Genomic DNA, 20,260 nt, shown 5'->3' with positions numbered 1-20,260 from the left:
CCTCAGGACAACCCGTTGTCGGGCAGCCGTAGGTCAGGTTTGTCCAGTTCCTCGATGTTCACATCCTTGAAGGTGATGACCCGGACATACTTCACGAACCGCGCGGGCCGATACATGTCCCAGACCCACGCGTCGGACATGCGCAGCTCGAAGTAGATTTCACCATCCGCGTTGTGCGGCAGCAACTCCACCGAGTTGGCCAGATAGAACCGGCGCTCGGTCTCCACGACATAAGAAAACTGACCGACGATGTCCCGGTACTCGCGGTAGAGCGACAGCTCCATCTCGGTTTCGTACTTCTCGAGATCCTCGGCACTCATCGGTCTCGGAGTCCTCCTGCTCTGGTGTGAATAGTCATCATCTCGCACTTTCCGAACGGTTATCCACTCGGTGCCGCGGTGCCCTGCACTCGGTTCCGTACCGCGGCGACGTTCGCCCACGACCGGCGGTGCTGGCGACAGGGGCCCAACGCCTCGAGCGCGCTCGTGTGTGCGGATGTGCAATAGCCTTTGTGGATCGCGAACCCGTAACCCGGATACTCGTCGTCCATCTCCACCATGACGCGGTCGCGGGTGACCTTCGCCAGGATGCTCGCGGCCGCGATGCATGCCGCCGCGCCGTCACCGCCGATGACCGGCAAGGAGGGAGCGGGGATACCCGGCACGCGGAAACCGTCGGTGAGGACGTAACCCGGCGTGGTGGACAACCCGGCAACCGCCCGACGCATGCCCTCGATGTTGGCAACGTGTACTCCGATGCGGTCGACCTCCTCGGCCGAAATGGACACGACACTCCATGCCAGGGCAAGCCGGGTGATAGCCGGGTAGAGCTCCTCACGCGTCCGTTCGGTGAGCTTCTTGGAATCGTCGAGCCGAGCCAGGGCGGGATAGGGCTTGGGGGCCAGGACGCAGGCCGCTACGACGAGTGGACCCGCACATGCTCCCCGGCCCGCCTCGTCCACGCCCGCCACCGGCCCCAGCCCGCTACGAATGAGGGCCGATTCCATCGTCCGCAGACCAGCCGACCTGCGGATGACGATACGTGGCGGCCAGGAAGTCACTTGCCCTGAATATCGGGGGAGCTGATGGTGCCCATCCGCGACGGTGGCAATGCGATAACGACCGCCTTGCCGATGACATTGTCGAGCGGAATGGTGCCCTGCATGTCGTCGCCGACGTGATATCGCGAGTCCGCCGAATTGCTGCGGTTGTCACCCATCACCCACACGTGCCCCTCCGGGACGGTAACCGGACCGAAGCAGCGCGCCGACTTCAGCGCGGTGTCGCAGGCCTGCGAACCGGGCACGAACGGGAAGTCCGTCACGACGTACGGCTCGTCGAGGGGTTTGCCGTCGACGAGGATGCGTCCCTGTTCGTCGCAGCATTCGACGGTTTGGCCGCCGGTGGCAATCACTCGCTTGACCAGGTCGTTCTCGTCCGGCGGCACGAGGCCGACCAATGAACCGAGTTCTTGTGCGCCGCGAACCACCACATTCGAGGAACGAATGGAGACGAAATCCTGCGACCAGGAGTCGGGACCACGAAAGACGATGACGTCACCCGGCTGAGGTTCACCGAAGTGGTAACCGACCTTTTCGACGACGATGCGGTCGCCGGTGCACCCGGCACATCCGTGAAGGGTGGGTTCCATCGACTCCGACGGGATGAGATAGACGCGGGCGATGAAGGTCTGGAGAAGAAAACTCAGCACGAGCGCGACCAGAATGAGGATCGGCAACTCGCGCAGGAAAGAGCGGGGCTTCTTCTCCGGCTTTGTCGCACCCGCAGGGGCGGATGCGACCGCGGGATCGCCGGTGGTATCGGATTCCGACGACAATGCCCGCTCCTTCGAAGAATCTGTCACGAAATCAGATTAGCCCGGCACTGCGCGAACGCAGTGCCGGGCTTCTGGGAAAGCTCAGCGCTTTTCCTTGATCTTGGCAGCCTTGCCACGGAGATCGCGGAGGTAGTACAGCTTGGCGCGACGAACGTCACCGCGGGTGACGACCTCGATCTGGGCCAGGTTGGGGCTGTGCACGGGGAAGGTGCGCTCGACGCCGACGCCGAAGGACACCTTGCGGACGGTGAAGGTCTCGCGGACGCCGCCGCCCTGGCGGCGAATGACGACACCCTTGAAGACCTGCACACGCTCCTTGGAGCCTTCGATGACCTTGACGTGCACGTTCAGGGTGTCACCGGGACGGAAGTCGGGGATGTCGTCGCGGAGGGACTTCTTGTCCAGGAAATCGAGCGTGTTCATCGGTGTTCCATCCTTGCGTATTCGCAGGAGCAGAGGAACCGAGCGGCACCCGAACGTTCGAGGAACGCCGTTGCTCGTCTGGTTCGTGCCCAGTTCACGTAATGCTGCCTGGTCCAGGCAACCCGTCCATTGTGCCAGACGCGACCGCGCGTGACGAAATCGGCGGGGGCGCCGGATGCACCACCTCGTCGAGTTCCGCCTCCGCGGCCACCTTGGCGTGCTCGGCAGCTTCCTTCACGTGCTCGGCGCTCGGGGTCCCCGCGATGAAGTCCTGCACGAAGATCTTGGCCCGGATCACCGGTCGGCGCAATTTCCGTTCGCGCTCGAGCGCGCGAAGCATCCGCTTGGGCTTGCTGGTGTATCGCCAGCGGGCCCACGGCGCGCTCGGCCTGCTCAACCGGATGGCGCCGACCAAGAGGATCGGAAAAATGAACAGACCCAGCAGCCCGGTCCAAATTTTCCCTTTGAGCAGCACCACGCCGGCGATGAGCAGATTGACCACGGAGAGCACGCCGATCGCCACCCGGACCCACGGGTCGGGTGAGTCGCGGAAGCTGGTGACGTCCATCAACTCGAGCGGTCGGAGTCCGAGCAGCAGCAGGCCTGTGACGGCGATCGCCACGAAGACGGCGTCCACCGACGCCCTCCCCTCGTCGGCCCAGTACACGTCCTGCAGATAGAAGATCAGTGCGAACTCGTCGAGCACCAGTGCGGCGCCGATTCCGAAGAAGGTGGCGAGCACCGCGCCGGTGGTCTGTGTCCCGTCCACGTAGACGGCGACGAGCGCGACACCCGAGATCAGCATGGTGACTACACCGAAGACAACGTGGTGCACATGGTGCCCGCCGGGCTTGACATTCCCCGGCCACCACGACACCTCCGCGCGGATCATCCGGACGCTCAGTCGAATGAAGAGGAAGGCCCCGAGAAACCCCAGCAGGAAGAAGAGCAGGGGCAGGCGCCCGTGCCCGACGATCTCCCGATCCAGCCATTCGTACATGGACATCCACTATCCCAGCAAAGAACTGGTCACTCCATCGAAAAGCGAATGCTCGTGCCCGACACGGTGCTGATCAGACACGGTGCTGATCAGACACGGTGCTGATCAGACACGGTGCTGATTACTTGCCGAAGCCTGCCTTCCGCAAAGCATCCGCCATCGAGCCACCGGCGGGGGCCGGGCGCGCATCCCGGCCGCCGCGTTCGCGGCCACCTTGCTGGGGCTTACCGCCCCCGCGGCGATCCTGCCGTTGTCCCCCGCCGCGCTGGCCCTCGCTCTTGCGCGCCGCCGCGCCCACCTCGTCATCGAGCCGCAATGTCAGCCCGATGCGCTGCCGCGCCTCGTCCACCTCGAGCACCTTCACCTTCACCACATCGCCCGACTTCACGACGTCGCGCGGGTCCTTCACGAAGTTGTGAGACATGGCGGAGACATGGACGAGACCGTCCTGGTGCACGCCGATGTCGACGAAGGCGCCGAACGCTGCCACGTTGGTGACCACTCCTTCGAGTGTCATCCCGGGCTTCAGGTGCGCCACTTTTTCGATGCCCGCGGCGAACGTCGCCGTCTTGAACTCCGGCCTCGGGTCGCGCCCGGGCTTCTCCAGCTCACTGATGATGTCGGTGACCGTGGGCAGTCCGAAGCGGTCGTCGACGAAGTCTGCGGGATTGAGGCTGCGGAGAACCGCCGTGTTGCCGATGACGTCGCGCACACCGCTGCCGCTGGCGCCGACGATCTTGCGCACCACCGGGTACGCCTCCGGGTGCACGCTGGACGCATCGAGCGGATCGTCGCCGTTGGGAATACGGAGGAAGCCGGCGCACTGTTCGAACGCCTTGGGCCCGAGTCGAGCGACATCCTTGAGTCCCTTGCGGCTCCGGAACGGGCCATTCTGGTCCCGGTGCGCGACGATGCTCTCGGCCAGGGAGCCTGCGATACCGGACACGCGGGACAACAACGGCACGGACGCCGTGTTCACATCGACACCGACCGCGTTCACCGCGTCCTCGACCACAGCGCCGAGGGACCGGGCGAGCAGCGTCTCCGAAATGTCGTGCTGGTACTGCCCCACACCGATCGACTTGGGGTCGATCTTCACCAACTCCGCGAGGGGGTCCTGCAGTCGACGGGCGATCGACACGGCGCCGCGGATGGAGACGTCGAGGTCAGGCAGTTCCTGCGACGCGTACGCGGATGCCGAGTACACCGACGCGCCGGCCTCGGACACCACGATCTTGGTGAGGTTGGTGGCACCGGACTTCGCGATCAGTTCGGTGGCGAGCGCGTCGGTCTCACGCGATGCGGTGCCGTTTCCGATAGCGATCAACTCCACGCCGTGGCGAGCCACCAGGTCGGCAAGGGTGGCGAGCGCGGCGTCCCACTTGTTGTGGGGCTGGTGCGGGTAGATGGTGTCGTGCGCAACTACCTTGCCGGTCGCGTCGACGACGGCCACCTTCGTTCCGGTACGGAAACCCGGGTCGAGACCCATCGTGGCGCGGGTGCCTGCCGGCGCCGCGAGCAACAGGTCGCGGAGATTGTTGGCGAAGACGTCGACAGCGTCCTTCTCTGCCGACTGACGCAACCTCATCCGGACGTCGATGCCCAGCGTGACGAGCAGCTTCGTCTTCCACGCCCACCGCACCGTGTCGAGCAACCACTTGTCGGCCGGCCGGCCACGGTCGGCGATCCCGAACCGGCTCGCGATTCGGCCCTCGTAGACGGTCGGTTCACCGGGAACCGGCTCATCCCTGTCCGGAGCCAGCGCGAGCGTCAGTACCTCTTCTTTCTCACCACGCAGCACGGCAAGGATTCGGTGCGAGGGGAGGGTGGTGAACGGCTCGGAGAACTCGAAGTAGTCGGCGAACTTCGCGCCTTCTGTCTCTTTGCCCTTGCGGACGACGGAAACCAGCTTGCCGCGCGTCCACATCAGCTCGCGCAGATCACCCACCAGATCGGCGTCCTCGGCGAAACGCTCGACGAGAATCGCTCGCGCACCCTCGAGTTGCTCGGCCGTGTAGGACGCGGGGTCGGTAGCGGGATCTGTGATCAGCGCATCGGCGACAGGCTCGTGACCCGCCTCGCGGGCGATCTGCGCCTTGGTGCGCCGCTTCGGCTTGAAGGGCAGATAGATGTCTTCGAGCCGAGCCTTGGTCTCGGCCGTCATGATCTGTCCGCGCAACTGGTCGTCGAGCTTGCCTTGCGAGTCGATCGACTCGAGTACCGCGACACGCCGTTCGTCGAGCTCACGCAGGTAGCGGAGCCGTTCTTCGAGCTGGCGAAGCTGAGCGTCGTCGAGGGTTCCGGTGACTTCCTTGCGGTAACGGGCAATGAAGGGAACGGTGGCCCCGCCGTCGAGGAGGTCCACGGCGGCCGCGACCTGTCCCTCCCGGACGTCGAGCTCCTCGGCAATGCGTTGGTTCACGGTCTTCAGAGTCACAAAAATGGACCCTACCGCTACCGGGGGACACCCTCGTCGGCGGTGAGGCGGTCGGGAGTGCGAAAGCGGCGTTTCATGCCGGCCGTCGCCTCCGGGGACAGATCCGGTGCGCGGGGCATCGACGACCGGGGACAGCCGCTGGGCTGACTCAGGGCAACAGGTCCGGCCGGCGCTCCGCGGTGCGCTGCAACGATTGCTCGTGGCGCCACTGCGCGATCTTGGCGTGGTCACCCGACAAGAGCACCGGTGGGACGTCGAGTCCGCGCCACGTGGCAGGCCGGGTGTAGCTCGGCCCTTCGAGGAGCCCGTCGCTGAACGAATCTTCCTGGTGTGACTGCTGATTGCCCAGGACACCGGGGACCAGCCGGACGAAGGCCTCGACCATGACGAGTACTGCCGCCTCACCCCCGATGAGGACGTAGTCGCCGATGCTGACTTCTTCGACCCGCACGCGCCGGGCAGCGTCGTCGATGACTCGTTGGTCGATGCCTTCGTATCGCCCACAGGCGAAAACGATGTGGCGCTCCCCTGCCCAGCGTTCCGCCGTCGCCTGGGTGAAGGGGACGCCCGCCGGTGTGGGGACCACCAGAAGTGTGTCGGCGTCGTCCCCGCCCCGGGCGAGGACGTCATCCAGGGCCGGTCCCCACACACTGGGTTTCATGACCATTCCGGGGCCGCCGCCATAGGGCGAGTCGTCGACAGCTTTGTGGACGTCGTGCGTCCAGTTCCTCAGATCGTGCACGTCTACCGAGAGGAGTCCCTTGTCGATCGCCTTGCCGAGCAGGGCAGCGCGAAGGGGCTCGAGGTACTCCGGGAAGATGGTAACCACGTCGAGACGCATGGTTACCGGCTCATTCGCCGACAGGAGATTCACCGAAGTCGGGGTCGAGCAACCCTTCCGGTGGGTCGATCTCGACGACACCGTCCGCAACGGACACCGAGGTCACGATCGCGGCGACGAACGGAACGAGTAATTCCGGCGCCCCCTCACGACGGACGGACAGGAGTTCGCCTGCCGCCGAATGCAGTACCTCGACGACGGTACCCACCGGAGTGCCGTCCGCCAGCCGAACGGCAAGGCCCTCGAGTTCGTGATCGTAGAACTCGTCCGGGTCCTCGGACGGTTCGAGTTCCGCACTGTCGATGACGAAGAGCGTGCCGCGCAACGCATCGGCGGCAGCACGATCCGCTACACCCTCGAGGCGCAGCAGAAGCCGCCCGGAATGCTCCCGGGCGGCTTCTACCGTGTACGTGGTGAGCTTCTGCTCGCGCGGCTTCCGTCCCCGCAGCACGGCACCGAGAGCGAAACGCTGTTCGGGTTCGTCGGTGCGAACCTCGACGACGACTTCCCCTTTGATGCCGTGTGACTTGGCGACACGGCCGACGACGAGCTCCACAGCTGTGCGGCCGCTACTGATCGGTGTCGACGACGTCGACACGGATCCCGCGGCCACCGATACCGGAGACCAACGTGCGCAGCGCTGTCGCTGTGCGACCGCCACGTCCGATGACCTTGCCGAGGTCGTCAGGATTGACGTGAACCTCGACAGTGCGCCCCCGACGCCCGGTGATCAGCTCGACACGAACGTCGTCGGGATTGGCGACGATGCCACGAACGAGGTGCTCCACGGCATCGGCGACGACGGCACTCACTTGTCAGCAGCCTCGGAGTTCTCGGCCTCTGCACCCGACGCGTCGGCAGCAGCCTCGGCGTCATCGGCCTTGGCCTTCTTCTTCTTCGGGGTGATGGCCTCGGACACCGGCTCGTTCTCGGCCTGCGCCAGCGCAGCCTGGAACAGCTCCAGCTTGGACGGCTTGGCTTCCTTGACACGGAGAGTGCCCTCGGTACCCGGCAGGCCCTTGAACTTCTGCCAGTCGCCGGTGATCTTCAGGAGTGCCTCGACGGGCTCGGTGGGCTGCGCGCCCACGCCCAGCCAGTACTGCGCCCGCTCGGAATCGATGTCGATCAGCGAGGGCTCTTCCTTGGGGTGGTACTTGCCGATGGTCTCGATCGCGCGGCCGTTGCGACGGGTGCGGGCGTCGGCAACGACGATGCGGTACTGCGGGTTCCGGATCTTGCCGAGCCGGGTGAGCTTGATCTTGACAGCCACTGCTGTACTTCTCCTTCGGTGCGCACACCAAGTGCACACATTGTCACGTGCAATTCAGCGACGCACAGGAATAGTGCGTCCGGTTTTGCCTCTCACCTGTGACCGCCGCGCGGTACGGAACCGGATGCGACGAACAGCGGATCATTCTGCCAGACGAGCACCGTCAGGGTAAAACCAGGTCATCGCGTCTTGACGACATTTCCGCGCAGCACCACGATGTCGGGTGCGGCGAGGGCGTCGCTTCCGGTACGTGGGTCGTCCCGGTAGACGAGCAGATCCGCGGGTGCGCCCGGTTCCAGCCCGGGATGCCGCAGCCAGGTCCGGGCGTTCCAGCACGCAGCGCCGAGCGCGTCGGTCGGCGACAGCCCGACGGCTTTGAGCTCCTCGACCTCGTCGGCGATCCGGCCGTGCACGATGGATCCGCCGGCATCGGTGCCCGCGTAAATCGGAATCCCGGCCTCGTGGGCCGCGCCGATGGTGTCTTTCACCCGCGAGTGCAGGTCCCGCATATGAGCCGCGTACACCGGGTACCGCGTCGCAGAGTCGGCGATCTCGGGGAAGGTAGCGATGTTGATGAGCGTCGGGACGAGGGCAGTGCCGTGCCCCACCATCAGCTCGATCGTCTCGTCGGTGAGCCCCGTACCGTGCTCGATGCAGTCGATACCGGCGTTGATCAGACCGGGAAGCGCGTCCTCGGCGAAGACGTGGGCCGTGACACGTGCGCCTTCCCGGTGGGCGGCGGCGATGGCTTCCACCAGAATGTCGTCGCTCCACAAGGGTGCGAGGTCACCGATCGACCTGTCGATCCAGTCACCGACCAGCTTGACCCAGCCGTCACCGGCGCGCGCCTGCCGCGCAACCTCGGCCGGCAACTGCTCCTCGTCCTCGAGGTCTACCGGCAGCCCCGGAATGTATCGCTTGGGCGCGGCAATGTGCTGACCTGCCCTGACGATTCGCGGCAGGTCGACCCGCTCGTCGAGGAATCGGGTGTCCACGGGAGACCCGGCGTCGCGGATCAGGAGGACACCGGCATCGCGCTCGGTCTCCGCCTGCGCGATCAGCCCCTCGATGCTCTCACCACCGCCGCCGCCGAACTTGATGCCGACATGGCAGTGCGCATCGACCAGTCCGGGAACGATCCACCCCGAATCACAGATGGTCTCGGCACCGGCGATCGGCTCGGTGGAAACGACCCCTTGATCCACCCAGTATTCGACGGGCTGTTCGCCGGGCAGGCCGATACCCCGCAAGTGCAGTGCGCTCATCGCTCTACTTCTTCGGCAGCTTCAACTGCGACAGGTCGATGCCTTCGAGACCGGGCGGTAGCTCGTCCAGCCCCTTCGGCATGCTCGACAAATCCGGCATGCCTGCCGGAAGGCCACCGGGCATTCCGGGGAAACCACCCGGCATGCCCCCGGGGAATCCTCCGCGCACCTTCGGCGGCGTCGGACCCTTCCCGCCCTTCTTGCCCTTCTTGCCCTTCTTGCTGCGCTGCGGCTTGCGGGATCCGGGCATGCCCATCCGACCGGCCATCGCCGCCATCATCTTGCGGGCTTCGAAGAAGCGGTCGACGAGCTGATTGACGTCGGACACCTTGACGCCCGAGCCATTGGCGATCCGCAGCCTGCGCGAAGCGTTGATGATCTTGGGGTCTTCGCGCTCCGCCGGTGTCATGCCCCGGATGATGGCCTGCACCCGGTCGAGTTGCTTCTCGTCGACGTTGGCGAGGGCGTCCTTCATCTGACCGGCGCCGGGAAGCATCCCGAGGAGGTTGCCGATGGGCCCCATCTTGCGGACGGCCATCATCTGTTCGAGGAAGTCCTCGAGGGTCAGCTGCCCCGAGCCGATCTTCTGCGCGGTGGCCTCGGCCTGCTCGGCATCGAAGTGCTGCTCGGCCGCCTCGATGAGGCTGAGGACGTCACCCATGCCGAGGATGCGGCTGGCCATCCGGTCGGGGTGGAAGACGTCGAAGTCCTCGAGCTTCTCACCCGTGGAGGCGAAGAGGATGGGCTGTCCGGTGACCTCACGGACGCTCAGAGCCGCGCCGCCGCGGGCGTCACCGTCGAGCTTGGTGAGCACGACACCCGTGAATCCGACGCCTTCACGGAAGGCTTCGGCGGTACTGACCGCATCCTGGCCGATCATCGCGTCGAGAACGAAGAGAGTTTCGTCCGGATCGACAGCATCGCGGATGCCCGCGGCCTGCGCCATCAGATCTGCATCGATACCCAGGCGCCCCGCGGTGTCGACGATGACGACGTCGTACTGCTTGTTGCGGGCCTCGTCGATACCGGACCGCGCGACTTCGACCGGGTCTGCCGCGGTGATCCCGAGCGGGTTGTCACCGCCGCCGATCGACGTGCCCGGGTGGGGCGCGAACACGGCGGCGCCTGCGCGTTCACCGACGATCTGCAGCTGGGTGACAGCACCCGGACGCTGCAGGTCGCACGCCACCAACAGTGGGGTGTGCCCCTGATCGCGCAGCCACTTGGCGAGCTTGCCGGCGAGAGTGGTCTTACCCGAACCCTGCAGACCGGCGAGCATGATCACGGTCGGCGGTGTCTTGGCGAACGCAAGTCGACGGGTCTCACCGCCGAGGATCCCGACGAGTTCCTCGTTGACGATCTTGACGACCTGCTGCGCCGGATTGAGCGCCGCGGACACCTCGACGCCCTTGGCCCGCTCCTTGATCCTCGCGATGAACGCGCGCACCACGGGCAGCGCGACGTCCGCCTCGAGCAGAGCCAACCGGATCTCACGACACGTGGCGTCGATGTCGGCCCCGGAAAGGCGACCCTTGCCACGCAGATCCTTGAGGGCTCCGGTCAACCTGTCGGAAAGGGATTCGAACACCGAGTGCGCTCCTGAAGTCGTGCGAGTATGCGGTGGATATTCTCGGGCACCAGCGTAACCGCTCCGGTCCGGCCGATCACTCCCGCCCGCTGCCCTCCTGCTTCTTCGGCTTCGGCAGCGGAACGACGCCGAGGATGGCGCGCTCGACCTCTTCCCTGCTCGCCCGCGTGTCGTGATCACCGACATCGAGGCAGAACGAGTCGACGACCGATGATCCCAGCGTCGTCACCTTCGCCCACCGGACGTCCGCGCCGCAGGTGTCGAACGCGGCGGCCAGCCGGCACAGGAGACCCAGCCTGTCTTCCGCACGCAGTTCGAGAATCACCTCGCCGGGGACCGCGGTGTCGAACCAGAGGACCCGCGGCGGGGCCTGCGCATACAACACGGGAACGGCGTCTCCCCGCTCTTCCTCCGCCGCGACGCGCTGGCTCTCGCGGGCCTCGTCCTCCTTGGCCGTGAGCATCTCCAGCAGGTCCAGTTCGCCGGCCAGCGCTCGGATCAACTCCTGCCGGAGCAGCCCTGCCTGCGGCGGTGCTCCGAAGCGCGGGGACACGACGAAGGAATTGACGGCTGAATCGCCGGAGCTGCCCAACGAGGCCGAATAGACCCGAAGGGAATGCAGCGCAAGCACTCCGGCGGCTTTCGACAACAGTCCGCGCTCGTCGGGGGCGATCACGGTGACCACGTAGGTGTGGGGACTGTCGGCCGGGTTCAGCGCGACATGGACCCCACCGCCCGCCGCCAGCGCGACATGTTCCGGATCGAGCGGATCCGGCGCGGGAAGATCCTCACCCGCCATGACCATGCGGCACCTGCGGACCAGCTCCCCGATGAGCGACGACTTCCAGTCGCCCCACACGCCGGGACCCGTCGCGAGCGAATCGGCCTCGGCCAACGCGTGCAGCAGCTCCAGGAGTACCCCGTCCCCGCCGAGCGCCTCCACGACCCGTTCCACCGTTTCCGGATCGTCGAGGTCGCGTCGGGTCGCGGTCTGCGGCAACAGCAGGTGATGGCGCACCATCGCCGTCAACGTCGCGATGTCCGACGGCCACAGCCCGAGCCGCTTACCGATCTGGATCGCCAGTTCGGCTCCCACGACGCTGTGGTCACCTCCCCGCCCCTTCCCGATGTCGTGGAGCAAAGCGCCGAGCATCAGCAGGTCGGGCCGGGCGACGCGCGTGGTGAAACCGCTCGCGTACGCCGCGGTTTCGACGAGATGACGATCCACCGTCCACGTGTGCACGGCGTCCCTCGGCGGTAGGTCGCGGACGGCTCCCCACTCCGGCAGAAGCCGCCCCCACAGTCCCGTACGGTCGAGCGCTTCGATCGCGGCGACGGCCCTGCTTCCCGAGCCGAGGAGGACCAGAAGGTCGTTGACCGCCTCCTTGGGCCATGGTTCCCGCAGTTCCGGCGCGTGGTCGGCCAGGCGGTTCAGCGTCGAAGCGGACATCGGCATGCCTGTGGTGGCCGACGCTGCCGCCACCCGCATGACGAGACCGGGGTCCTTGCCGGGCCGGGCATCGCGCGCCAGAACCACTTCGCCGGCATGCTCGACCACACCCTCGTCGAGAGGTCGCCGCACAGGCGGCCTCCGCAGTCGCGCGAGACCACGGCGGGGCAGGGCATTTCCCGCCGTCCGCACCCCGACATCCACCGAGTAGCTGATGGTGCGGGCGGCGTCGCTGAGCATGCGGGCCAGATCGAAACGATCCCCGATCCGCAGCGCCGCGCCGATCTCGTCGGCGTCCTGGGCCCGCAGCTGGTCACGGGGGCGTCCCGCGACCCGGTGCAGCTCGGTACGCACGTCGAGGAGACGACGATGCGCCAATGCGAGTCCCCCACCGGGCGATTCGGGTCCGAGTCCGGGCATGCCGTCGGTGAGCTGCGCAATGGACAGCGCGTTGAGCAGCTGTACGTCCCGCAGTCCACCGCGACCGCTCTTGAGGTCCGGTTCGGCGCGATGGGCGATTTCGCCGCTACGTTCCCACCGCGACCTGGTCTGGGCGATCAGCTCGTCGAAGCGGTTGCGGATGTCGGTGCGCCATTGGCGCCGGACGCCGCTGATGAGCAGGTTGCTCAATTCGACGTCGCCGACGATGTGCCGCGCCTCGAGCATCCCCAGTGCGGCAGTGATATCCGTGGATGCGACCTGCAACGCCTGCGGGATGGTGCGGACACTGTGGTCGAGTTTGATGTGCGCGTCCCACAGCGGATACCAGAGCTGGTCCGCAACCCGCGACACCACGGCGGGATCCATGTCGTCGTGGAGGAGCACGAGATCGAGGTCCGAGTAAGGCAGCAGCTCGCGGCGGCCGAGCCCGCCGACCGCGACGAGCGCGAACCCGCAGTCGGGCTTGATACCGAGTTCGGCGCCTTTCGTCGTCAGCCAGAATTCGTGGAGGTCGACGAGGGCGTGCCGGAGCGCAGGCGCGTCGAGCCTTCGGCCGTGTCCTCCCCTCGCCCCCGGGGTGCTCTCCGAACCGCCGCTGAGGAGCTGTCGGCGTGCGCGGGCCAGGTCCGCAGCTTCGTTCGATCCGCCTGACGCAACCGGCCCTGGTTCCGTCGCCTTCGCGACGGGACCAGGGCCGGTCTTACCGGACCCGTTGGGGTCAGAGCGCATCCGCGCCGCGTTCCCCGGTGCGTACCCGGATGACCGACTCGACGGGTGACACCCACACCTTGCCGTCACCGATCTTTCCGGTGCGGGCTGCTTCGACGATCACCTCGACGACCTTGTCCACTGCCGCATCGTCCACGACGACCTCGACTCGAACCTTCGGTACGAAATCGACCGAGTACTCGGCCCCGCGGTAGACCTCGGTGTGACCTTTCTGGCGGCCGTAACCCTGGACCTCGCTGACGGTCATTCCGAGGACGCCCGCCTGCTCGAGTCCCGTCTTGACGTCCTCGAGAGTGAACGGCTTGACAATTGCGGTGATCAGCTTCATTTCCTCATCCCTCCTTGCCGGACACGCGAGCGGTTGACGAATTTCCGCCGAGTGCAGCGAAATCGTAAGCCGTTTCTGCGTGTTCCGACTCATCCACTCCCAGTGATTCACCCTCGTCGCTGACCCGCAGACCGATGGTGAACTTCACGATCAACGCAACGATGGCCGTACCGACGAGCGAGTAAAGCAGTACTGCTCCGGCGCCCACTGCCTGACGCCAAAGTTGATCGAAACCTCCACCATAGAACAGTCCGTCGACGCCCGCGGGTGCCTCTGTGGTTGCGACGAGTCCGACCATCAGAGTTCCGACGATGCCGCCGACGAGGTGCACTCCCACCACGTCGAGTGAATCGTCGAAGCCGAAGCGGTACTTGAGCCCGACGGCGAGTGCGCAGAGGGCACCGGCGACAACACCGATCGCCAACGCGCCGAGGACGTTCACGGACGAGCAGGAGGGGGTGATGGCAACCAGACCGGCCACGATTCCGGACGCGGCACCGAGGGTGGTCGCATGCCCGTCGCGGATGCGTTCGACGAGAAGCCACGCGAGCATCGCTGCACACGTTCCGACGACGGTCGTGATGAAGGTCGCTCCGGCAATTCCGTTGGCGCCGACGGCAGAACCTGCGTTGAAGCCGAACCAGCCGAACCACAGCAGGCCTGCGCCGAGCATCACGAAGGTCAGGTTGTGCGGGCGGAAGGGCGTGCCCGGCCAGCCGCGGCGCTTCCCGAGGATGATGCAGAGGACGAGTCCGGCGGCGCCGGCGTTGATGTGCACGGCCGTACCACCGGCGAAGTCGATGGCGGCGAGTTTGTTGGCGATCCAGCCACCGGTCTCGGCGGTGACGCCGTCGAAGGCGAAGACCCAGTGCGCCACCGGGAAGTACACGACCGTCGCCCAGAGGCCGGCGAACAGCAGCCAGGGACCGAAGCGCAGGCGATCTGCGACGGCACCCGAGATCAGTGCAACGGTGATGATGGCGAACATGGCCTGGAAGGCCACGAAGACCGTCGCGGGAATCGTTCCGACGAGGGGGATCGCCGAATCGGCGATGACCGAACCGGCGTCATCGGTTTCCGCGAGGTACGAGCCGCCGATCAGTCCCTTCAAGCCGAAGTACTGGAACGGGTCACCGAAGAGGTTCGACTGGTCTTCACCGAACGCGATGGAATAGCCGTAGAGCACCCAGAGGATGCCGACGACGCCCATGGCGCTGACGCTCATCATGACCATGTTCAGCACGCTCTTGGCACGAACCATGCCGCCGTAGAAGAACGCAAGACCCGGAGTCATGAGCAACACGAGCGCGGCGCTGGTCAGCATCCACGCTGTGTCCCCGGTGTCCGGTGCACCGATAGTGGGGAAATCCACCTTGAGCCTCCTCCTTCTCAGCCCAGCCCGTTGCTGGCTGACGACCTGAGAAGAAGGGTGCTCATGCGGTGTTTCAGCCGTGCCACTGCACTGTTTCGCGCAGGTGAACGCATCACCCATTTGTGTTGCGTACAGGTTTCGTCGCGGCAATTCCAGGTTTTGTGAGGTCGTTCCGCTCAGCCCAGCAGGGCGTCGACGAATGCACCCGGCTCGAACGGGGCGAGATCGTCGGCGCCTTCGCCGAGTCCGACGAGCTTCACCGGAACACCGAGTTCGTGCTGCACCTGAAAGACGATGCCACCCTTGGCCGTGCCGTCGAGCTTCGTGAGCACCACTCCGGTGATGTCGACGACCTCGGCGAACACGCGTGCCTGCGCCAGACCGTTCTGGCCGATCGTCGCATCGAGTACCAGAAGCACGTCGTCCACCGACGCCTTCTTCTCAATCACCCGCTTCACCTTGCCGAGCTCGTCCATCAATCCTGTCTTGGTGTGGAGGCGGCCCGCGGTGTCGATCAGCACGGCGTCCACGCCGTTCTCGATGCCCCTCGACACGGCATCGAATGCGACGGCAGCCGGATCCGCTGCTTCCTTGCCCCGAACCACCTCGGCGCCCACGCGTTCCGCCCACGTCTGGAGCTGGTCCGCAGCCGCGGCGCGGAACGTGTCCGCTGCCCCCAGCAGGACGCGTCTGCCGTCGGCAACGAGAACACGCGCGAGCTTGCCGGTGGTGGTCGTCTTGCCGGTGCCGTTGACTCCGACGACCAAGAGGACCGCAGGGTGGTCATCGTGCGGCAGCGCACGAATCGATCGATCGAGCTCGGGCCGTAGCTCAGCGATCAACACTTCGCGCAGCAGTGCCCGCGCGTCTGCCTCGGTACGGACGCTCCGCGCCGCCATCTGCTCACGCAGCGCGGTGACCACCTTCGTGGTGGTCGCCGAGCCGAGGTCCGCGATCAGAAGAGTGTCCTCGACCTCTTCCCACGAATCCTCGTCGAGGTCGCCGCCACCGAGCAGGCCCAGCAGACTCTTCCCGACAGCGGACTGAGAGCGGGACAGCCGACCGCGCAGGCGGTCGAGTCGGCCCTCGGTCGGGGCGATCTCGTCGAGCGCGGGCACGGGCGGCGCTGCCGGTTCCGGCGTGACCACCGGCTCAGGTGCGACCACGGGTTCGGGTGCGACCACCGGCTCGTATGCGACCACGGGTTCCGGCGCGACCACGGGCTCGGGTGTGATCACGGAATCCGTGTCCGCGGGCTTTTCGGGAGCCGGAATCACCTCGTCCGGCGTCGTCGTCGGCTTCGCGGGCGGGACCACCTCGGGAGTGGGCGCCGGTGTCGGGGCCGGGGGTCGTGGCGCCGGCGCGGGTTCACGCGGCGGAGCAGTCGCCGTCGACCCTTCACTGAAACTGAAACCGGTGCCTGCCCGATAGCCGCCCGACCGGTCCTTCTCCGCGGCGATCTGTGGCGTGTCGGGCGCCTTCAGGGAGATCCGGCGTCGCCGGTACAGCACTGATCCGACAACGAGAACGACGAGAAGAACGGCCAATGCGGCCGCGATGGCAATCCAGGCTCCGGTAGTCACGTCGCCCATTGTTTCAGGCTCCGGTTTCGCCCGCGCAGTGCCTTCCCACGTGCGAGGGCTCCCACCGAACCCCAGATCAGGTCCCGGCGGCTGCCATGTCCTGACCCCGCAGACGCTGGGAGATGACGGTGGTGATGCCGTCACCGCGCATGCTCACACCGTAGAGAGCGTCCGCAACTTCCATCGTCGGCTTCTGGTGGGTGATGACGATCAGCTGCGACTTCTCCCGCAGCTGCTCGAACAAGCCGATGAGACGACGCAGGTTGGTGTCGTCCAGCGCGGCCTCGACCTCGTCCATCACATAGAAGGGTGACGGCCGGGCCCGGAAGATCGCGACCAACATGGCGACCGCGGTCAGTGACTTCTCCCCACCCGACAGCAACGACAGTCGTTTGACCTTCTTTCCGGGCGGACGGGCCTCGACCTCGATGCCGGTCGTCAGCATGTCGGACGGGTCGGTGAGCACCAACCGACCTTCACCACCGGGGAACAATTTCGCGAACACCTGCACGAACTCCCGTTCGACGTCGGCGTACGCCTCGGTGAACACCTGCAGGATCCGGGCGTCCACATCGGCGACGACACCGAGCAGGTCCTTGCGGGCTGTCTTGACGTCTTCGAGCTGAGTCGACAGGAAGTTGTACCGCTCCTCGAGTGCCGCGAACTCCTCGAGGGCCAGCGGGTTGACTTTGCCGAGTGTCGCCAGATCTTTCTCCGCACGCTTCGCGCGACGCTCCTGCGCAGCCCGGTCGTAGGGAATTGGCGCAGGCATCGTGACCTGCTCCCCCCGCTCCTTCGCCTGCTCGTACTCCTCCACCTCCAGCGGCGAGGGCGGCAACGGCACATCCGGCCCGTATTCGGCGATCAGGTCGTCCAACCCGATGCCGTGCTGTTCGAGGATCGATTCCTCGAGCTGCTCGATGCGCGTCGCGGCCTGGGCACGGGCCACCTCGTCGCGGTGGACGGCGTCGGTCAGTGAAGCGAGCTGTGCCGTCAACTGACGCACCTTCTCCTTGACCTGCTCGAGCTGCTCGGTCCGCTCGGTGCGCGACCGGGCGAGTTCGTCGCGGTGCGCCATCGCCGCTGCGACCACCTCGCCGAGATGGTCGGCCACCCGCTGTCCCGATTCGGCCACCGCAGCCGCGACAGCGGCAGCGTTCTGCCGCGCCTTCATCGCACGTTCCGCACGCGCCCGGGCGTCGCGTTCCACCTGCGCTGCCCGGCGCAGCGAATCCGCCTTTCCTCGCACCGACTCCGCCCGCTCCTCGGCCGTGCGAACCGCGAGCCGGGCCTCCACCTCGACGGCGCGCACTTCGGCGAGCGCCGCGGCCGCCATCTCGCGCTCGTAGCTCGTGGAGTCGGACCCACCCGATTCGGCGCCGCCGGGCGTGGCGTCGTGCTCAGCCAGGCGCAGCCGCTCTTCGAGTTCGGCGAGAGCCGCCAGGGTCTCCTCGCGCCCGCTTTCCGCCTTCTCCCGCTGCCGGGTGAGGCGATCGGATTCGGCATGTGCCGCACGAGCCGCCTGCCCGAGGCGGCCGAGCCGCTCGTAGATGGCGGACATCGCGGCGTCGGACTCGTTGAGGGCGGCGAGGGTCTGCTCGGCGTTCTCCTGTCGGGCGACCTGTTCGGCAAGCGCTCCCGACAACGCCGCGGACAATTCCTCGGCACGCCGTTCGGCATGAGCCAGATCGCTCACCGAGTTGTCGATCGCGGCCTGAACCTCGAGAGTGCTGGGCTGCCTGTCCGAACCGCCACTGATCCACCCGGCACCGAGCAGGTCTCCGTCCCGGGTGACGGCGCGCAGTTCCGGTGCCGAGTCGACGATCTCGACGGCGTCGTCGATCGAGTCGACCACAACTACACCGGCGAGGAGCGCGAACAGGCCTGTTCGGAGCTCGGCAGGGCACTCGATGACGTCGGCCGCCCAACGAGCGCCGAGGGCGAGCGAGGCACCGGACGAGGGAATCCGGTCACTTCCGACCACCAGAGCGGCCCGTCCGCTGTCGGTATCTTTCAGCGCGCCGACCGCTGCGCGGGCCGCATCGAGTGAGTCGGCGACGACGGCATCGGCTGCCGGACCCAACGCCGCTGCGACCGCGCCTTCGTACCCCTTCTCTACGGTGATGAGGCCGCCGAGCGGTCCCGCAATGCCGTCATCGCGGCGATTCTCGACGAGCCAGCCTGCCCCGTCTTTGCGTTCGAGTCCCATCGACAGGGCGTCGATCCGGGCGCGAAGCGATGCCACTTCCTGACCTGCCGCGCGTTCGGCGCTCTGCAGTTCGGTGACACGCTCGGTGACCAGGCGCAGCGCTTCGACCGCTCGCTCGTGGTGGGAGTCGAGTCCGACCTCCCCCGCGTCGAGGTCACCGATCTCGTCCTGGACCACTTCGAACTCGGCTTGCGCGGCGTCGCCGCGCGCCCTGGCTTCCTCGATCGCCATCGTCAACCGCGACACCTCGGCGTCCACCGAGTCGGCGCGAGTCCGCAGGGTGTCGACCTGGCCCGACAGCCGGGCAAGCCCCTCCCGGCGATCGGCGATGGCACGGACGGCGGCCATGTGCGCGCGTTCCGCTTCGGCGGCAGCCTCCTCCCCCGCGGCGAGCTGCTCCTTGGCCGCGTCGAGTGCCGCGCGCGCCATCTCGACGGCCTCGGCCAGTTCTTGTTCCTCCGCGGCGAGCCGATCGGCACGCGCCTCCATCTCGTCGGGATCCTGACCGCGATGTGCCGAAGGCTCCGAATCGAGATGCCGTGCCCGTTCGCGCGCGATCCGAATGGTGGCATTGACGCGCTCAGCGAGGGCGGACAACCGAAACCACGTCTGGGCTGCCGCCTCGGCGCCCGGCGTCAGCCGCGACAGCTCCTGCTCGTGACGGCCGAGCTCGAGAGTGGCCTCGTCGAGTGCCTCGGTGACGGCATCGTGCTGCTCACGGGCTCTCTTCTCGTCCTGCGCCTGATTCGCCAGCTCCGCCCGGCGGGTCACCAGGTCATCGGCAGCGAGCCGCAGCTTGGCATCGCGAAGGTCGGCTTGCACGGTCTGCGCGCGCCGAGCCACCTCCGCCTGCCGCCCCAGTGGCTTGAGCTGTCGACGCAACTCGGCCGTCAGATCGTTGAGCCGGGCGAGGTTGGCCTGCATGGAGTCGAGCTTGCGGACGGCCTTCTCTTTACGTTTGCGGTGCTTGAGCACTCCCGCTGCTTCTTCGATGAACGCACGCCGGTCCTCGGGCCGCGACTCGAGGATGGACGCCAGACGCCCCTGCCCGACGATGACGTGCATTTCCCGTCCGATGCCGGAGTCGCTGAGCAATTCCTGCACATCCATCAGCCGGCAGGAACTGCCGTTGATCTCGTATTCGCCTGCACCGTCGCGGAACATTCGACGGGTGATCGAGACCTCGGAGTAGTCGATGGGGAGTGCGCCGTCCGAGTTGTCGATGGTCAGCGTGACCTCGGCGCGGCCCAGCGGCGCCCTGCCCGCCGTGCCCGCGAAGATGACGTCCTCCATCTTGCCGCCGCGCAGGGCCTTCGCGCCCTGCTCCCCCATCACCCAGGTGAGGGCATCGACCACGTTGGACTTACCCGATCCATTGGGTCCCACGACGCACGTGATACCGGGTTCGAATCGCAGAGTCGTTGCGGACGCAAAGGATTTGAATCCCTTCAGCGTCAGACTCTTCAGATGCATGACGGACGACTTTAC

Annotated in this window: 17 protein-coding genes; all 17 read right to left on the bottom strand. The window is 66.6% G+C overall.

From position 1 onward, the window contains the following. Window positions 1–2: 2 nt before the first annotated feature. The gene (locus R4P95_RS07530; RefSeq protein ID WP_005240496.1) at window positions 3–320 is read right to left on the bottom strand and encodes a DUF2469 domain-containing protein; all 318 of its coding nucleotides are present in this window, start codon (window positions 318–320) and stop codon (window positions 3–5) included. 59 nt (window positions 321–379) lie between these two features. Then, window positions 380–1,060, bottom strand: a complete 681-nt coding sequence (locus tag R4P95_RS07525; protein WP_317746509.1) for a ribonuclease HII — start codon at window positions 1,058–1,060, stop codon at window positions 380–382. Next, window positions 1,057–1,836, bottom strand: a complete 780-nt coding sequence (gene lepB, locus R4P95_RS07520) for a signal peptidase I (protein WP_109330959.1) — start codon at window positions 1,834–1,836, stop codon at window positions 1,057–1,059. The genes R4P95_RS07525 and lepB overlap by 4 nt, the downstream gene beginning before the upstream one ends. 81 nt (window positions 1,837–1,917) lie before the next feature. After that, window positions 1,918–2,259 carry a 50S ribosomal protein L19 gene (gene rplS / locus R4P95_RS07515; RefSeq protein WP_072687550.1) on the bottom strand — a complete coding sequence of 114 codons (342 nt, stop codon included), beginning with the start codon at window positions 2,257–2,259 and terminating at the stop codon, window positions 1,918–1,920. Between the two features lie 94 nt (window positions 2,260–2,353). Further along, complete coding sequence (locus tag R4P95_RS07510; RefSeq protein ID WP_159927606.1) at window positions 2,354–3,259, bottom strand: hypothetical protein; 906 nt, start codon at window positions 3,257–3,259, stop codon at window positions 2,354–2,356. Window positions 3,260–3,380: 121 nt separating this feature from the next. Further along, a complete protein-coding gene (locus R4P95_RS07505; RefSeq protein ID WP_317746508.1) occupies window positions 3,381–5,696 on the bottom strand; it encodes a Tex family protein in 2,316 nt (771 codons plus the stop codon). A gap of 148 nt (window positions 5,697–5,844) precedes the next feature. Continuing rightward, the gene (trmD, locus tag R4P95_RS07500) at window positions 5,845–6,537 is read right to left on the bottom strand and encodes a tRNA (guanosine(37)-N1)-methyltransferase TrmD (RefSeq protein ID WP_213577897.1); all 693 of its coding nucleotides are present in this window, start codon (window positions 6,535–6,537) and stop codon (window positions 5,845–5,847) included. Window positions 6,538–6,547: 10 nt separating this feature from the next. Then, entirely contained in the window at window positions 6,548–7,093 is a 546-nt protein-coding gene (gene rimM, locus R4P95_RS07495; protein ID WP_208963556.1) for a ribosome maturation factor RimM, read from the bottom strand. A gap of 13 nt (window positions 7,094–7,106) precedes the next feature. Beyond that, window positions 7,107–7,349 carry an RNA-binding protein gene (locus R4P95_RS07490; RefSeq protein ID WP_005240479.1) on the bottom strand — a complete coding sequence of 81 codons (243 nt, stop codon included), beginning with the start codon at window positions 7,347–7,349 and terminating at the stop codon, window positions 7,107–7,109. After that, the gene (rpsP, locus tag R4P95_RS07485) at window positions 7,346–7,807 is read right to left on the bottom strand and encodes a 30S ribosomal protein S16 (protein WP_159926140.1); all 462 of its coding nucleotides are present in this window, start codon (window positions 7,805–7,807) and stop codon (window positions 7,346–7,348) included. Before rpsP ends, R4P95_RS07490 begins: the two co-directional genes overlap by 4 nt. A gap of 179 nt (window positions 7,808–7,986) precedes the next feature. After that, the gene (locus R4P95_RS07480; protein WP_213571655.1) at window positions 7,987–9,072 is read right to left on the bottom strand and encodes an amidohydrolase family protein; all 1,086 of its coding nucleotides are present in this window, start codon (window positions 9,070–9,072) and stop codon (window positions 7,987–7,989) included. Window positions 9,073–9,076: 4 nt separating this feature from the next. Further along, window positions 9,077–10,660 (bottom strand): signal recognition particle protein, encoded by a 1,584-nt coding sequence (gene ffh, locus R4P95_RS07475; protein WP_159926136.1) that lies wholly within the window; start codon window positions 10,658–10,660, stop codon window positions 9,077–9,079. A 76-nt stretch (window positions 10,661–10,736) separates the two neighbouring features. Further along, window positions 10,737–13,280 (bottom strand): [protein-PII] uridylyltransferase, encoded by a 2,544-nt coding sequence (locus tag R4P95_RS07470; RefSeq protein WP_213571654.1) that lies wholly within the window; start codon window positions 13,278–13,280, stop codon window positions 10,737–10,739. After that, complete coding sequence (locus tag R4P95_RS07465; RefSeq protein ID WP_005240467.1) at window positions 13,270–13,608, bottom strand: P-II family nitrogen regulator; 339 nt, start codon at window positions 13,606–13,608, stop codon at window positions 13,270–13,272. Before R4P95_RS07465 ends, R4P95_RS07470 begins: the two co-directional genes overlap by 11 nt. Window positions 13,609–13,612: 4 nt before the next feature. After that, entirely contained in the window at window positions 13,613–14,932 is a 1,320-nt protein-coding gene (locus R4P95_RS07460; RefSeq protein WP_284707283.1) for an ammonium transporter, read from the bottom strand. Between the two features lie 224 nt (window positions 14,933–15,156). Then, on the bottom strand, window positions 15,157–16,572 hold the full coding sequence (gene ftsY, locus R4P95_RS07455; protein ID WP_213571653.1) for a signal recognition particle-docking protein FtsY: 1,416 nt from the start codon (window positions 16,570–16,572) through the stop codon (window positions 15,157–15,159). Between the two features lie 67 nt (window positions 16,573–16,639). Beyond that, the gene (gene smc, locus R4P95_RS07450) at window positions 16,640–20,245 is read right to left on the bottom strand and encodes a chromosome segregation protein SMC (RefSeq protein WP_317746507.1); all 3,606 of its coding nucleotides are present in this window, start codon (window positions 20,243–20,245) and stop codon (window positions 16,640–16,642) included. Between the last annotated feature and the right edge of the window lie 15 nt (window positions 20,246–20,260).

The sequence above is a fragment of the Rhodococcus sp. IEGM 27 genome, assembly GCF_033142305.1.
Lineage (GTDB): Bacteria > Actinomycetota > Actinomycetes > Mycobacteriales > Mycobacteriaceae > Rhodococcus_F > Rhodococcus_F oxybenzonivorans.
Note: the sequence above shows the minus strand (reverse complement) of the source record. Positions and strands in the feature narration are given on the sequence as shown.